At 54.1% G+C, this 14,949-nt stretch carries 14 protein-coding genes and 2 pseudogenes; 9 read left to right on the top strand and 7 right to left on the bottom strand.

What is annotated here, in order from left to right:
- Positions 1-275: 275 nt before the first annotated feature.
- The 3 genes and pseudogenes from AC1DPR_RS24350 to AC1DPR_RS24340 all read left to right on the top strand — a co-directional run.
- The gene (locus AC1DPR_RS24350; protein WP_477817297.1) at positions 276-935 is read left to right on the top strand and encodes a helix-turn-helix domain-containing protein; all 660 of its coding nucleotides are present in this window, start codon (positions 276-278) and stop codon (positions 933-935) included.
- 202 nt (positions 936-1,137) lie between these two features.
- Positions 1,138-1,482: a hypothetical protein gene (locus AC1DPR_RS24345; protein WP_477817296.1), complete on the top strand. Its 345-nt coding sequence runs from the start codon at positions 1,138-1,140 to the stop codon at positions 1,480-1,482.
- Positions 1,437-1,601, top strand: a pseudogene (locus AC1DPR_RS24340) (AAA family ATPase); the annotation flags it as partial. The gene AC1DPR_RS24345 and the pseudogene AC1DPR_RS24340, both read left to right, overlap by 46 nt.
- 10 nt (positions 1,602-1,611) lie before the next feature.
- Here the strand turns inward: AC1DPR_RS24340 and AC1DPR_RS24335 are convergent.
- The gene (locus tag AC1DPR_RS24335; RefSeq protein ID WP_477817295.1) at positions 1,612-2,064 is read right to left on the bottom strand and encodes a transposase; all 453 of its coding nucleotides are present in this window, start codon (positions 2,062-2,064) and stop codon (positions 1,612-1,614) included.
- 1,061 nt (positions 2,065-3,125) lie between these two features.
- Here AC1DPR_RS24335 and AC1DPR_RS24330 point away from each other — a divergent pair.
- A complete protein-coding gene (locus AC1DPR_RS24330) occupies positions 3,126-3,722 on the top strand; it encodes a response regulator transcription factor (RefSeq protein ID WP_477817294.1) in 597 nt (198 codons plus the stop codon).
- Positions 3,723-3,987: 265 nt separating this feature from the next.
- On the opposite strand, the gene AC1DPR_RS24325 is transcribed toward AC1DPR_RS24330, so the two are convergent.
- Positions 3,988-4,950 (bottom strand): hypothetical protein, encoded by a 963-nt coding sequence (locus tag AC1DPR_RS24325; protein ID WP_477817293.1) that lies wholly within the window; start codon positions 4,948-4,950, stop codon positions 3,988-3,990.
- Positions 4,951-5,593: 643 nt separating this feature from the next.
- On the opposite strand from AC1DPR_RS24325, the gene AC1DPR_RS24320 reads away from it, so the two are divergent.
- The 3 genes from AC1DPR_RS24320 (at position 5,594) to AC1DPR_RS24310 (ending at position 8,913) form a co-directional block, all read left to right on the top strand.
- Positions 5,594-7,285, top strand: coding sequence for a sensor histidine kinase (locus tag AC1DPR_RS24320; RefSeq protein ID WP_477817292.1), 1,692 nt, complete (start codon positions 5,594-5,596; stop codon positions 7,283-7,285).
- Positions 7,286-7,638: 353 nt separating this feature from the next.
- Positions 7,639-8,016 (top strand): hypothetical protein, encoded by a 378-nt coding sequence (locus AC1DPR_RS24315; RefSeq protein WP_477817291.1) that lies wholly within the window; start codon positions 7,639-7,641, stop codon positions 8,014-8,016.
- Between the two features lie 129 nt (positions 8,017-8,145).
- The gene (locus AC1DPR_RS24310) at positions 8,146-8,913 is read left to right on the top strand and encodes a COG4705 family protein (RefSeq protein WP_477817290.1); all 768 of its coding nucleotides are present in this window, start codon (positions 8,146-8,148) and stop codon (positions 8,911-8,913) included.
- 427 nt (positions 8,914-9,340) lie between these two features.
- Here AC1DPR_RS24310 and AC1DPR_RS24305 read toward each other — a convergent pair whose 3' ends face one another.
- From AC1DPR_RS24305 to AC1DPR_RS24295, 3 genes are all read right to left on the bottom strand, one after another.
- Positions 9,341-10,138, bottom strand: a complete 798-nt coding sequence (locus tag AC1DPR_RS24305) for a glycosyltransferase family 25 protein (protein ID WP_477817289.1) — start codon at positions 10,136-10,138, stop codon at positions 9,341-9,343.
- A 156-nt stretch (positions 10,139-10,294) separates the two neighbouring features.
- Entirely contained in the window at positions 10,295-10,432 is a 138-nt protein-coding gene (locus AC1DPR_RS24300; protein WP_477817288.1) for a hypothetical protein, read from the bottom strand.
- 45 nt (positions 10,433-10,477) lie between these two features.
- The gene (locus tag AC1DPR_RS24295; RefSeq protein WP_477817310.1) at positions 10,478-10,615 is read right to left on the bottom strand and encodes a hypothetical protein; all 138 of its coding nucleotides are present in this window, start codon (positions 10,613-10,615) and stop codon (positions 10,478-10,480) included.
- A 263-nt stretch (positions 10,616-10,878) separates the two neighbouring features.
- Here AC1DPR_RS24295 and AC1DPR_RS24290 point away from each other — a divergent pair, with 263 nt between their 5' ends.
- Entirely contained in the window at positions 10,879-11,892 is a 1,014-nt protein-coding gene (locus AC1DPR_RS24290) for an ABC transporter substrate-binding protein (protein ID WP_477817287.1), read from the top strand.
- A 160-nt stretch (positions 11,893-12,052) separates the two neighbouring features.
- Here the strand turns inward: AC1DPR_RS24290 and AC1DPR_RS24285 are convergent.
- Positions 12,053-12,418: pseudogene (locus tag AC1DPR_RS24285) on the bottom strand (sensor histidine kinase); the annotation flags it as partial.
- A 134-nt stretch (positions 12,419-12,552) separates the two neighbouring features.
- Here AC1DPR_RS24285 and AC1DPR_RS24280 point away from each other — a divergent pair.
- A complete protein-coding gene (locus AC1DPR_RS24280) occupies positions 12,553-13,200 on the top strand; it encodes a response regulator (RefSeq protein ID WP_477817286.1) in 648 nt (215 codons plus the stop codon).
- Positions 13,201-13,205: 5 nt separating this feature from the next.
- On the opposite strand, the gene AC1DPR_RS24275 is transcribed toward AC1DPR_RS24280, so the two are convergent.
- Positions 13,206-14,732 (bottom strand): sensor histidine kinase, encoded by a 1,527-nt coding sequence (locus tag AC1DPR_RS24275; RefSeq protein ID WP_477817285.1) that lies wholly within the window; start codon positions 14,730-14,732, stop codon positions 13,206-13,208.
- Positions 14,733-14,949 lie beyond the last annotated feature (217 nt).

Raw genomic sequence — 14,949 nt, 5'->3', positions numbered from 1 at the left:
CAGCTTCAAACGCGCCGATGAGCGCTGAGACAGCAGCAGAGGTTCGCGCTAAGCCGCGCCGATTCACGTAGGTAAAGCTACCAACATACAAGTGGAAAAGCGGGATGTAAGAATACTGTGCCACATCCACCGGCAAGGAGATTTCAAATGCGAATTTAGAGAACATTTCCAAGCGGTTTTTGATGGGCTACTTCAGACACGGGCCGCCTTTGCAGGCTACAGCCGAATGGCGGGTGTGGTGCGGATTCCGGCCAAGTAACTAGGTGCATTTCCGTATGACGCTGTTCGTTAAGCACCCTTGCACTGCTACGCTCTGCGCCGATCTAAAAAAGATATGCGACGAGGAGCATTTCAAATCGTATGCCGTCCTCAAATTTCCCGACGCTGGCACTGCCAATTTTTCTGACATGCTTATTGGCACAGATTGGTCAAAGGACGCCATTCTTCAAATATGCAAGGAAAGCGCTTTTCAAACGAAACTTCTAGATCTTGTCAGGTTTTCGACGTTACCGATGGAGATAGAGCTAGAAACCAGAATAGAACATTGCAACGATTCAGTATTCATCATGTCAAATTTGGGAAACAGACTTTCCGCTTTCTGCACATACGACCCGGAAGACAGTAAATATCTATTCCTATTTACCTCATACCGGCATCAATACCACAACAGTAATTCTGTACTGATGAAGTGCCTTGCTGCAATTAACAGTTACTTCAGGCAATCTGTTGCCTCAAGACAAAGATCGCCGCTATCTCAGCGCGAGATCGAGTGCCTGCGCTGGGCGGCGGCAGGTAAGACCAGTGAAGAAACTGCGATCATCCTGTCCCTGTCCGGATCAACAATTAATGCGTACCTAAAATCGGCTATGCGCAAGTTGAACGCATACAACAGGGTTCAGGCGGTTGTGCAAGCTTACAAACAGAAAGTCTTGTGACGCTGCTGCCCATTGCAACGCTACCACCCAACTTCAGCAATGCGCGAAGACTGAAGGCAGGCGCCTAAATTTAGGTAAGCGCTTCAACGCTGGGCGCGCCGAGATCGGTCCCCTCAGATAGACGCGGCACTATGGAGCAGTTGCCACAAGATTCCGATGAGGGCTGATGCTATCTCCTGAGGGTGCGTCAAGAGTGTTGCGTATGGTGGAAGTTGTTGAAGGATTGAAGGCGATATTGGCCGAGATCAATGCCAAGATGGAAGAGCTGCGGCGCGAGATCGTCGTTCTCGATGATCAGAAGGCGGCGTTCGAGACGGTGATCAAGGTCTTCGAACCCGGCTTCGAACTGGCTGCGCCGCCTTCGAACACCCGCTGCGCTTCCTCACGCGAAACGGCAAGTCGCCGCGTTACGGAGCTTCTCAAGAGCAGAAACAACCGCCACGTCGTGCTCGACATCCTGCGCCGTTCCGAGCGCCCGACGACGACAGCGGAGATCGCCGAGAAGTTCAGGGATCAAGTTACAGGCTGCGCCAACACGCCGAATTGATGCCTGAGCACGTGCGATCCAAGGCTCTGATCACCCCGCGGTCCTTCACCCCGCCGCAACGCCCACGCGGAAGACCGCCGAAAAATAACCAATTCTCCACGTCGTCCGGGGCGGCATAATTGGGGAATTTTACTTCGGCACCTCCTTCTGGGGAATTTTCACCCGGCATTGACAGCGGCTCAGATGGAGTGCCGCCATACCCTTGGCCGCCGTGATTTCCTCCCAGATCGCCATGATGATCTTCTTGAACGACAGCTTTCGATTGGCGAACACGGTTCCGGAGGTCACGGAGAACTCGGCACGGCATTCCGGTTCCGAGCATCGAAAGCGGCGACGCCGGACGCTGTACGGCTCCAGGCAGCCGCAGCGCGGGCAATACGGATTGCCGCCGTTGTAGGCCCATCGGAAGTCGATGAACAGGCCGTAGGCGTCGTCTTCGCTGAGAGACCAGACCTTCTCGGGATTGAGATCGCGACCGTCCGGGCGCAACGGCGGATGCTGTCCAAAGCCATCCTTGGGATCAGGCCAGGCGCAACGGTCGTATTTCGAACCTCCGGTCTCCAGACCGCGCCGAGGCGTCAACGATAAGATGCCTGGATTGTCCATGACCCATGGAGCCGCTAGCTTTCGGTCGACTACGCGTACTACCAGTTGGCACACGGCACCGTTGCAGATATAGCGCTTGTGTGAGCATCCCGACCGAACATTCCCCTATCACCGTCGACGAAGTCGTCTACGACCTAGCACACCTAAGCGCGTTTTCGGCAGCGATCCCAGGCAAGGGGACGAGCATGGAACCGACCTAGGCGTGCGAGTTGTTTTTTCGAACCACGTCTACACTGAGAGGACAAAACACGGAGAACTGCAGCATACCGCCGATCACCACGGAACTAAGCGGACATTCGACGCAGATCGTTATGAAATCTCCAAGACCCTCGTCCGCTCGATCAAGGAGAGCATTTCGGGCAATAGCCTAACGCACGTCTCGAAAAGCTACGGTGGCATTGATAATCTAGTCTTCGTGGAAACCGCATATGGTCGCAAATGGTCTTCTGTTTACTGCCTCGTACCCCTTGATGACGGTTGCTCTGTGCGGATGGAAGTGCTCTCGTGCCATCCTAAGGTGATCGATGAGAAGTCGATCTCTCGCAGGAATCTGAGCTATTTTGCGCGGATGTGCCTCTACCAAAAAGTACGAACACCAAAAGTATAAGGCCCAGCTCTCGCCGGCCTTGATGAATTGTCCATTACCGTGGTGTACGAGACCTAAGCCGTAGGGCGTTGGTTGACATGACAGCGACCTTTAAGTCAGCCTGCCTGGACAGATTGATAAGTGTGGGGCCAACTAAGTCAAGGGCTTGGCCCTTAACGCACCTGTTTTTCGGTTGTGCATGGAGAAACCAAGCATATCGATAGGCTTCTGAATTCGGCGTTATAACCCGCCCGTCCGGCAATGCACCGAGCCGTTTACGCTCTCGGATCAGGAGATGAAGGCGTTTGTGGCATTTGCCCTAGACGGCTCTAGCAGCTCAGCAACGTGCGCATCGGTATGTTTACCTACCTGGCGCCTCTACCAATTGCAGATAGAAACGCGGTATCTTCCTGAGATTTCATTTTTAGTGCAGTTGTGATGGTATCCGTAAATGGTTCAGCGAAATCCGGTCTATCTCATCGATGATGATGAATCGATCAGGGATGCGATTCTGCTGAATTTGCACGTCGACGGGTTGGTCGCCATGGGTTTTCCCGACTGCAACGCTTTTCTGTCCAGTCTGCCGAATTTGAAGCCGGGCTGTATCTTGCTTGATCTACATATGCCGACGAAGGGTGGGTTGGAACTGCAAACGGAGTTGACTAAGGCGTGTATTTACTGGCCCATCATTGTCGTCACCGGAACCAGAGATCTCGAAAGTTGCCGAGCGGCATTTCGCGCCGGCGCGGTCGATTTCCTCTGCAAGCCCATTGGTGGCGACGAGCTACGGGAAGCGCTCAAGCCAGCGTTCGCACAACTAGAAACACTCCTGGAACGCGACGAAGCAAGCCTTCTAGTGCATCAGCTCACGCTGCGAGAGCGGGAGGTATTCGACTTGTTGTGTCGCGGGTTCGGCACCAAAGAGATTGCAAAGGTGCTTGCTATTTCCACCCGGACCGTCGATGCACATCGCGCCAACATTTCCACCAAACTGGGCACACGGTCCGTTGCTGAGTTCGTTCATATTCAGATGTTAGCATCCGTATAGCTAGCTGACTTTAATGCGGAGGGAAGACACCGAGCCGCTGCCGAAATCCGCTTTACCTGAATGACGACGATGAATCGATGGGGACGCGATGCTACCGAGTATGCAGGTCACGGATTGACCTTTGAAGCCGGGCTGTATCCTGCTCGACCTTCTTATGCCAATGAAGGACGGTCTCCTCCCGCGCCCGAAAGATGAGGCCTGGCGCCGATATCGGCACCTTGCTATGGCACGATCCACGATCCGGGGAACAAACGGGATATGACATTCAAGACAATCTCCACCAACATCTGTTGTCGAACAATTCCGAAGCACTTGTGAAATAATACCAGTACGCCTTGGTGTACATATAAAGAAATTTCAATGTTCCCAACGGAACTGGAGAGATTTCGTTTCCGGATTCATAAAGTTGAGCTGTCAATATGACATCATATGGACAATATCCTAGAGCGACATTGCGCCTCTGTTCCCTTATTCTTTCAGCTCCGTTCAATTGTCCAAGAATATTGTCATGGTCATATAGAATTGTTTTCACCTTAAAACCGTCGCTGAACACGTCAGCAGCAAGATTATATTCTTGAAATATCTCCTGAATCGTAATGTATCTTATGAAGTCATTGAGTTCCGACTCTTTTAAGCCCTGCATTTCTGGAACATTTACGTATATCGCTGTTTTTTCTATATTTGTATTCTTTAGATCATAAGTCTTGCGCTCGTTGATTACCGATTTGTAATCGATTGAGGCGAACTCTGAATTGAAGAAAAGCGGCGTCCCGAAGAACCGAGTCAATGACGCGGTTTGATATCTCCAAAACAAGTCGTGAGTTTTGTTGGGAAAAATCCGTTCGAGAGACAAGCTGAGTTTCTGTACAAATGGGTTTTGCTGAGCGTGCGGATTGGCACCAGCTGCTTGCCTGCCTACGTAGACGTAACGGTCGCTCTGGTCGAAGACGTTTTTGGCCCCCACATCAAAGATGACCGAACGCCCGCTCACCCGAGCAAGAAACGTGTACGCGGCGCGGATATGTCGCGCAACAGCCGCTGGCACGGCATCGTCTATGGAAACCCTAAACTCCGACGCCCTATCATCATGTCGATTAAATTTGCTGGTGTAGATGTAATTGATCAATACCCCATATTCGTACAAGGCCTTGTCGAAAAAGCCGTTGTACTCCTGCTGCTTTTCAACAGCAAACGCGGCGGCCAACCAAGTCACCGCGATGGCCGCCACCGCCAACCCCATAAGATAGACCGGGCGTCTTGAAATCGCTTTGCCTCCCTCTTTAACGCTATAATATGCAGCAGAAGCGGGAATGCTCAGACATAACGAAGCGCCCCGCGATCTCGGGGCGCAAGTTTGCTCCCATTCGCCTTAATTCGGTCGAGCCAACCTCGCTGGGTCGCTACTATGGCAACTCCCGCAACGATCGCCGTTCACCCCCGTCCACACATGATCATTGGCTCTGAAGCGATTGCCTGGATCGATTTGGGGCCTCCCGAGCTTGGTCGGTCGATTCATCGCAAGTATTCCTCGTACCGTCGCGGCTCCAATTGGTTTCGTTCACCACAGCTTCAGCCTGTCGGATGACGCGCTGTGCGCCCGTGGTTCAGGCTCCTTTTGTGTCTGTTAGCCTCCCTCACGTCCCAGAGCCGACCAATGCTGCATCTCTCCGCCTGAAAGCCAGTTCTTCACAATCGAGGATTTCGCTGAGCCATTTCATTCCATCATGATCTGCCGCATCGAGGATAAATTCTTAAGTCAGCAATTGTTAGAGGTTGAATCTAGGTAAATATACCGATGCGTGCATTCGTCGTCAGCGCCACCTTCGCTCCCGACGACCTGTAACTTTATTCTAACTTCAGAGATTGCAAGCTTGTTTGCTTCCCAGCGATTGAGAACCGCAGTTAATTTGGCATTGCCCGCCATCCTGATTTGGGTCGTTCTGCAGTTTCTAGTTACAGTCGTATTGATCTATACCACTATAGATACAGTTGAGCGCAACATTTCTTCCTACGCCCAAAGCCTTGAGCGTCTGGCAGTTAGTCGGAACAGCCAGAACTTTGGCTTCATGCAATCACTTACGATGGTAGCGGACGCTCCACGTAGCCGTTCTATCGCGTCTTTTACGAATTTCGCGGAGAGCCTCCACGCCCGGTACCCGCAAATATCTGGCATAGCGTGGTACGAAATGGACCCGGACGAGAGCGTGCGACCGCAACCGATCGTGCAAGTGCCCACCGAAGGGGAGAGCCCGATACTGAAATCTGCAAAGCTGTTTGAGGCCTTAGCAGGCCACCATGGTCAGGTTCAAGTTGTCGTAGACAGTAAATTACAGAACAAATACTACATCGTTGAGCACGTCCGTAACTACAACAATCATTTCGCTATTATAATCACGATCGATTCTAGAGAAATGCTCAAGCCATCTTTAGTCGATAATTGCCCTAAAGTTACATGGACCTCGGACGAATTGACTTTATTCTCCAATGCATCCACGAAAAAGAACACTTCAATTATCATTTCAACCATAGAACGCAGAATTGAGGTTTATATCGGCGATATATATCAAAAACCAAACGACAATTTCTTGAAAACGAGCATCAATGTCGAAAAACCAATCGCCCTGGACGCGATCCTCGACAACAGCATGCTGTACGTCTTCTCCACATTCTCCATACTTATAGCGGGCCTGTCTTCATTTGCTCTCCACCAAGGACAGGTCACGCGGCGCCTGCGAGAGGCCGAGCGCCTCGCGAAAGCGAACATTAACCGCCTCGAGCTGGAAAAGCGGCACGAACATGCGTCGCGAGTCTACGCGATCGGGGAAATGGCGGCGGCAATTGCTCACGAGCTGATTCAGCCACTGACAGCCATTCTCATCAACAGCCAAACTGGTGTGAAGTTGATGGATGCCATGTCGACACCCCAGGCGAACGTGACGAGTATTCTTTCCTCGAACGTGAAAGACGCGCAGAGAGCGAGCGAAATCATCAGGAATGTTCGAAGCTTCGTAAGCCCGAAGCCAACAGACACAGCCTGCACCGACATAATTGCGGCGATACGTGAGGTTGTCACCCTCATGGAAGCTCTGTTCGCAGAGTGTGGTTTCGACATCGCACTCGATTTCGACGAGGGACCGCTGCTTTGCAAAATCGGCAGAGTTGAATTTGAACAGGTCGTTTACAATCTCGTTCGCAATGCGTTGGAGGTGGGCGAGCATCTTGACGCCAAAGACCGGATTGTCGCGATCAGCGCTCGGCGCACTGGCGATCGTATTTCTATACGAGTACGGGATCGGGGACCTGGTATCGAGGAGAATATGCTGCAGACCCTCTTTGTCCCATTTTCGACGACTAAAGTTTCGGGTATGGGTTTGGGCCTTTCTCTTTCTCGCCGTATCGTAGAACGCGCTGGAGGGGAGCTTTCTGGCCGGAACCATCAAAGTCGGGGAGCGATCTTCGAGATAGTGTTGCCAAAGGCGACGGGCGGGATAGCGTCGTCAAACCGGGGGCAGCCGCTTACAGCCGACGAGGCTCGATGTCACCGCGAGACAACGCAGTCCTAAAGGCGTTGATGTGGCCGTCGCTAGAAGGCGACCAACGCGCCCACTGTCGTCCTACTGAAATCGAGTGTCGAATGGCGCACCATTTACGTTCAAAACTGCGAACCTCAGTCGCACTGTTTTGAATTCGCCGGACAGCGCTTTCGAGCAATGATTTTTGTCCACATGACCTGCAAGAATTTTAGATTTGTAGCAACCGACTTGCATCCCCGGCCGCGCTAAAGCGTCCATAGGACCTTGCGGTTTCCGGCAGGTCGGCATTACGAAACTGTATAGTCACAGCCAACCTTAGGTAAAACGACCTGTCCATGGTGCAATGCAGCGAGATTAAGGTCTCGCCCATTCGGAGACACACCATGAAAAAACTTCTCACAGCACTTCTGATCTCCCTCCCCCTGACAGCGCAGCTTGTTTCGGCGTCGTCCCTGCAGGTAGGGCAGGTCAAAAGCAACCTCGGCGACCTCACGAGCTTCGAAGCTATTGCTATCGACACGCTTTCCCTAGTCGACCGTGGCGACATGATTGCGGCTCAGCGCCGTATCACGGACTTCGAGACCGCCTGGGATAATGCTGAACCAACTCTTTATCCCAAGGACAAGAAGGCCTGGAGCTCTATCGACGACGCCGCCGATTCCGCAATTTCCTCGTTGCGGGCACCAAAGCCTAGTCGTGCGAAAGCCAAGAATGCCGTCGATGGACTGATAAAGTCGCTCAAGAGCCCGGTAGCGATGTAACGCCGCCCTGTTCGTTCTCTGCAGGCTGCCCGGTTTCGCCAAGTGCAGCCTGCCCCCTCCCATTCTCACAATTTGAACGGCGCGCCCCACGCTGTTGTCGTCGTGCCACCACCATAGGAAGATATAGGTATGCAAGAAACGCTACAAGCCAACAAGATAGCAGCGATCACGCTGTCATTTTGGATCGCCAAGGTGATCGCCACCACTTTGGGCGAAACCGCCGGCGATTTTCTCGCGCAAACTCTGGGACTTGGCTACGTCATTGGGTTTGTAGTCACTGTCGTGTTGCTGGTATTCGTTCTCGTCGCCCAGATTCGATCTAACGCCTATCGACCGACATTGTTTTGGGCGGCGATTGTCGCCACTACAACGGCGGGAACCGAGATATCGGACATGATGGATAGGACGTTCGGGTTCGGCTATATCCTTGGCTCCTCTCTTCTTTTCGGCGGCTTGGTAGCTACCCTACTCACCTGGTACGCCAAGAGGCGAAGCATCAGCGTCGAACCCCTCACTGGAAAAGACAGCGAGCTATTCTTCTGGATCGCCGTTGTGTTCTCAAACAGTCTGGGTACCGCGTTCGGCGATGCGCTGATCGATCCAATTGGGCTGTCGTTCATCCAGGGAGCCTTGGTTTGCTCGGCTGTCATCGGGGTCGTGTTGCTATTTCACTTCGTCACAAAGGTGAACGCCGTCTTCCTGTTCTGGGCCGCCTTTATCTTCACCCGGCCGTTCGGCGCTACGTTCGGCAACTTCCTGGTAAAGGAACATGCCCGCGGCGGCCTTGAACTCGGCACCTTGGAGACGTCGCTTGTCGGGACAGCATTGTTGGTTGCTGTGGCTTATTTTGGAAACCGACTACGCCCAGAGCCCAAACCCCTCACTTCCGAGGCTTGATCGATACGGTCTAGCGATCGCAGAGTAGTGCTGCAGCCACCGAGCAATGTTCGGTGGCTGTTCTCATTGGCATCGCTTCGGCTCCTAATCTTCACCCTGAGACTGAGTTGGCGAGCTAGCCGCTCCGGACGCCGACATTCTCAAGGGCGCCACAGTTGGGGTGCCCCGCCAGGAATTGGCCACCAGCAGGACGACCAACACCAGAAGTAGGCCAAAGGAGCACAGTGGACCACAATGAGATGCCCATGTGTTGGATAAAATGGCGTGCGACAACCTTGATATTGCGTCCGCTCGCGCTCTCTGTCGAACTGATCTGGTTCCCTCATGTTCGTTCTTCCCATTCCATCATGGACCGCTTACGCACGGATATAGCGCTTCACTCGCACAGACCAGCAGTGTCGCTCTCGCCTCGTAAGTGGGCATGAATTCAATCCGTCAGTCTGTGCCCAAGCAAGCGAACGGACCGAATAACGAACCGTGCAATTTCGATCCCTGCCCGATACGGCAGAACGGTCGGCGGCCTGCGCCAGCCCAACTTGTAGGTCGAGATTTTCTTTTGGATTAGGGATCCGGGCTCAGCATCTTGGCTGGCAGGTGGTGGATCAACGAAGAACGCCCTCAGCCCAGCCAAATATTCCCGATCGAACGCCAGATCATACGGGAGATGCATTGGCAAGAGACTCTGTGTTATCCACTCGGCGGCTCGGCGATTTATCAGATATGCTCCCGATCCTTTCTCCCGCGTAAGGGAAATCGCCAGATAATGCCGCTCCGTGAGCCTACGGACACGATGCTTCTTTCCAATATTGACTGTTGATAACCTGACAATGTCCCATTGATCCCCCCTAGTCAGGACCTCGTTCATGACAGCCACAAAATCCCGGTCGAAATTGAGGTCGTCTTCGAGGATCAAGGCGTGTTTGTCGGCCGATGCCAGCAGTCGCCGCGCACACTCGACGTGGCTGAGAAAACAGCCAATTTCGTAGGGATTTGGTCTGCGCCCGTGTCGGAGAAGATATCCGAGCTTGTCGAAGTCATCGATTGGAAGCTGAAGCTTGGCCCCGTCTATCGCCGATACCCTCTCGAAATCGAGTCCGATGTGGCTGAGAAGAAATGCCATGCGCTTCCCTCGATCTGTTGACCGATCGAGGTTGATCAGAAAGGTTCGGGGCTGGGCCGGAGCATGCCGGGCTTGCAATGTTTTCTGGGCGGGAGCGAAATTCATCGAGGGCTCGGGGGACGTGGCGATCCCAAAGACCTTCCGCTCCTAGAATCTCCGCACTCTGTCCACGATTATACGCTTTCGTAAGATTGTGCTTTTCTACGAAGGGCCCATCGAGCTAGCCGAACCACTGAAAGTTAGGGTCGAGGAGCGCTCTAGCTAGGGGACTCTGTTGAAGTCGCTGGCCCTCAGGTTGTAGTTGGCCTTCAGCATCAGCACGAAATCGCCATCGATGTTGCTGTCGACATTGCCGTGGGTCACCCCGAGCTCGTCGCCGTTCAGCGCCTCGTGCGTCACCAGGCGCTAGCAGAGCGATCACCACGTATCGTTGCCAGCACCGGCTCAGACCTCACCCGCGCCGGCACCGTCTTCGATGGAGTCGAATCTCGCGTTCCCATGAATGATGTCCTTGCCGGCATTGCAAAACAGCCTCTCGTCGCCAACCCCGCCATGCAGCTCGTCGTGGCCGGCCCCCGCCAGTTACGCTGTAGTCTCGGTCACCACGTCGTTGCCGTCTTCTCCCCCTCACGGTATCGGAGCCAGCATCTCCGACAACGATATCGCCGCGCCGCCAAGGATCGTGCGGCACCAGCCGCACGAAGCTCCTCGAATTCTTACCGATTTGTAAAGTATCCCGAAAGCTTGCTGAAAGGTTCGTCGCGATACGCACATACTGCATCGTGGAGGAGACACGATCGACGTGAGCGGAAGCGATGTATTTCACCCATCAGGAGGAGACTATAATGCGTATAGCACGCGGACTTATCCACACCCTTGCGATCTCAGTACTCGTCGCCGGAACCTCGCTTGGGGTGCGCGCCGCCAGTGCGGCCGACAAGATCACCCTTATGGTCGGCGGTTACGAAAAGCAGATATACCTGCCCGCCAAGCTCGCGGAGTCGCTTGGATATTTCAAGGACGAAGGGCTCGACGTTGAACTCCTCAACGAGCCAGCCGGCGTCGACGCGGAAAACCAGCTGCTTGCAGGAGCAGTTCAAGGCGTCGTGGGCTTCTACGACCACTGCATCGACCTCCAGGGCAAAGGCAAGTTTGTGGAATCCATCGTCCAGTTCAGCCAAGCGCCCGGAGAAGTCGAACTCGTTTCCACGAAGCATGCCGAAATCAAGTCAGTCGCCGACTTCAGGGGGAAGAGCCTCGGCGTGACCGGACTGGGATCCTCGACCAACTTCCTGACGCAGTATCTTGCCGTCAAGAATGGATTGGACCTCTCGGAAATTACATCCGTCCCGGTCGGCGCGGGTGCCACCTTCATTGCCGCCATGCAGCAGGACAAAATCCAGGCCGGCATGACAACTGAACCGACGATCACGCGTCTCCTGAAGACCGGTGAAGCCAGCATTCTGGTTGACATGCGCACAATGGAGAATACCCGTGCGGCCCTTGGCGGCACCTATCCCGCAGCATCTCTCTACATGGAAACCTCTTGGGTCGAAGAACACAAAGACGAGGCACAGAAGCTTGCCAACGCCTTCGTGAAGACTCTGAGATTCATCAACACCCATAACGGGGCTGAGATCACCGAGAAAATGCCGAAGGACTTTTATGTCAATGACAAGGACGGGTACATCAAGGCTCTCGACGGGGGAAAGGCCATGTTCACGGCTGACGGCGTGATGCCGAAGGATGGTCCGGAGACCGTTCTCGCCGTACTCAAGGGCTTTTCGAAGTCGTTGAAGGACAAGCAGATTGATCTGTCAAAGACCTACACCACGGAGTTCGTACAAAACGTGAAGTAAAGAAAGCCGCCGCTTGCACGCCAGTGGGAGCGGCGGCTGCCCGCAAGCTTGCCGGAAAAGACTCAAGAACCGTAGCGCAGTTCAAAAACACGAACCGAGACGACTTTGCCTTGCAGTTGGCCTGTCGCTAGGAAGGGGGCTCGAGCTAACTACAAGAAACTCAGTTTTCTGTGCTCACAGGCAGTCGAACGGTGACCACCAATCCCCCCTTCGCTTCGTCGAGCGAAACGGTACCACCAGCGCCTGTCGCAACCTCAAGCACGATGGCTAGCCCAAAACCGCTGCCCTCCCCTCGAGTGCCAATAATCCGATAGAAGCGCTCAAAGACATGCTCTCGCTCCATTGGATGAATTCCCGGCCCGTTGTCTTCGACACGAAGTACAGCTGTCCCTCCCTCGCGCGTTACAGACACGGTCACCTGACCTGGCGCTGGTGTACATCGGATGGCGTTGTCCACGAGGTTTACCAACATCTCCCGCAGCATGGCGCCGTCGCCTTCAACTTTGACGGAGCCGTTCTCCTCGATGGCAAAGGTCGGTGCCGCTTGCCGTGTTGTTCCAGCCCCGGAGGTTCCCCTTGTTTCAGGTTTAGCGCACTCTTCGTTTTAGGTATCTTGAATAGACTATCGTTTCCAGTATCTTTTTACTGGGAGGACCGCCGATGAGAGTACCAGTATCCGTCGCCCTCGTTGACGACCATGCAATTCTTCTCGAAGGCATGGTGAGTTTGTATTCCGAAATGGATGACATAGAAATCATCGGCCAGGGAGAAAGCGCTGACGATGCGCTGGCAATCGTATCCGAGCTGCGACCCAACGTGATCGTCGTGGACCTCAATATGCCGGGGGATGCGCTTGYGGCGATAAGCTCGATCGTTCGCGATCACCCGGAAACCCGCATCGTCGTTTTCACCGCGACCGAGAGTATCGACCTTGCGGTCAAGGCGCTCGGCCTTGGAGCAAGTGGATATGTGCTGAAGGGTAGTCCCGCCGGGGAACTCTACAAGGCAATCAAGTCGGTCAATGCGGGTGGTACCTTTATCGCCCCAGCCTTCGCTCCCAAGGTCATCAGCTCGATGAAGGCTGCCAAGGGCAGGCAAAAAGACCAAATGCGTGAGGATCTGTCGCCCAGAGAGACCGACATCCTCCAACTCCTCCTGCTCGGGAAGACAAACAAGGAAATCGCTTCGAGCCTCAATCTGACTGAGATTACGATCAAACACCACATGACAATTCTCATGCAGAAGATGAATGCCCGCAGTCGACTCGAAGTCTTTCTGGCCGCGCAACGAATGGGAACTCTCAACTAAACTAATTAGGCGGCGGCCTGACCGTCATCCTGTAACAGCTCTGGATCAATGTCCTCGGCCTTCCGGGGGACATCCGTCGGCTGCTGTAGGGGAAGAACCGCAAGGACGGTCGTGCCATCGTTACGATGCGATGTACGGATCCGACCTCCAAACGCTCGAATCCGGCGCCGCTGGGTAAGCTTCCCAAGCTGAATGCGCTTCTCCTCTCGCTCCGCACTCGCTTTGGCAGCTAATCCCCGATCGCTGACTTCGACGACGAGTTTGCCGCGTCGCAGGCCATAACGGACAGTCAGGCAATTGCTCGGCGCATGCCGATGGGCGTTGGCTAGGCCCTCTTGTATCAAGCGATATACGCAGATGCCGAGATGCGGTCGGATCTCTTCATCCTCAAGCGTTCCTTCAACGCGTACGGCGCTTCCCGTCAAGTCAGTGAAGCGCTCGACGGCCAGCCGTATGATTTGCTCAAGCGTCAGGTCCTCCAATTCCGGAAGGACCAAGCCTGACGAAATGCTTCTGATCTCCTTCATTGCCTGATTGGCATACAGAAGCAGTTTTTCACAGCGATCCCGAGCCATCACGACACTATCAGCGGCTTGATCCAATGCATGTGTCAACCGCAGGATCAGCAGCGTTTGGATCTGGATCGGGCCGTCATGCAGATCGCTTCCGATCTGACCGAGAATCTTTTCGTTCAATCGACCGGCTTCAAGCCTCGCATGGTCTGCTACTACCTTTAGTCGACGGTTCTGAGCGGAAAGTTTCAACGCCCTGGTGAGGCTGTTCCTGATGGCGACATTCTGCTGATCGATCGTAAGGCTACCTTCCCTGACAATGATGAAAAGCAGTCCGAGCATTGGCACCGCAATAAGCAACACCACGGTCATCGTTGATCGCCAGGCAGAATGGATTTCGTCCTTCAGATGATTGGGGCGTTCGTAGAACTCGCCAACGAGGATGACTTTTCCCGTTTCATCCCTCAGAAGCGGAGCGTAAATTTCTATGTACTCGTCGTTAGTAACCTTGGCGAAATATCCGCTCGAAACCGCACGGGAAACGCTGACCTCTCCCTCGAGCGCCCTTCGCAGGTCGCTGACACTCAATTCGTCGCCGACCGTCTCTCCCGAGGCGGAATGGAAAAGCTGTCCCTCGGCAGTCCATAGCTTTATTTCCTTGACGTGCTCGCTTATGGGGCCGCTTCGAATGAAGTTCCTAAGTTCGTCGCGGAGTTCCGGGGTTAATCGGCCATTGTGAACGTCGTCCACAGACAGGAGCGGAGTGACGAAGGTTTGGAGATAACTCGCGTCAACGGTTCCTGCCCCCTTCAAGATCGCATTCTCGACGGTCCTGGTTGTCCAAAACGCCAATGCGACCATCAACGTGAGCACTACGAGAGACGCTATGATGATGAAGCGGACTTCCAGCCGCGACTGCTGGAACCAAGCGGCAATCGACCGAAATGGCGACCCCAGGAGCTCTACAAGCCTGCTTTCACCCCTTAGTTGCGCCGGGACCTCACTCTCAGTACTCGCCATCTCGTCCTCCGCAGTGACCATGCCCATCGTTCAATATTCGCATTAAGGAACATTTGCTTCCCGCGACCGGGTCGCGGGCGGGCCAAGGACCTGATGCCAGGACAGCTTAGCTGCTCTTAGGTCGGAATTCATTCGGACTAAGGTGCCGACGACCCCTCATTTTGGTGCCTCACTTCGTCGGACCTTCTCACGTGGCGATCACCTCCGACGACTAGCA

It is taken from the genome of Rhizobium sp. 01T417 (assembly GCF_056398905.1).
This window is presented reverse-complemented; position numbering and strand designations above follow the sequence as displayed.

Coding starts and splice junctions, on each gene's coding strand:
- AC1DPR_RS24305 (WP_477817289.1), bottom strand. CDS start 10,138: ATGAATTTCGCTCCCGCCCAGAAAACATTGCAAGCCCGGCATGCTCCG.
- AC1DPR_RS24275 (WP_477817285.1), bottom strand. CDS start 14,732: ATGGCGAGTACTGAGAGTGAGGTCCCGGCGCAACTAAGGGGTGAAAGC.
- AC1DPR_RS24345 (WP_477817296.1), top strand. CDS start 1,138: ATGGTGGAAGTTGTTGAAGGATTGAAGGCGATATTGGCCGAGATCAAT.
- AC1DPR_RS24290 (WP_477817287.1), top strand. CDS start 10,879: ATGCGTATAGCACGCGGACTTATCCACACCCTTGCGATCTCAGTACTC.
- AC1DPR_RS24350 (WP_477817297.1), top strand. CDS start 276: ATGACGCTGTTCGTTAAGCACCCTTGCACTGCTACGCTCTGCGCCGAT.
- AC1DPR_RS24315 (WP_477817291.1), top strand. CDS start 7,639: ATGAAAAAACTTCTCACAGCACTTCTGATCTCCCTCCCCCTGACAGCG.
- AC1DPR_RS24330 (WP_477817294.1), top strand. CDS start 3,126: ATGGTTCAGCGAAATCCGGTCTATCTCATCGATGATGATGAATCGATC.
- AC1DPR_RS24310 (WP_477817290.1), top strand. CDS start 8,146: ATGCAAGAAACGCTACAAGCCAACAAGATAGCAGCGATCACGCTGTCA.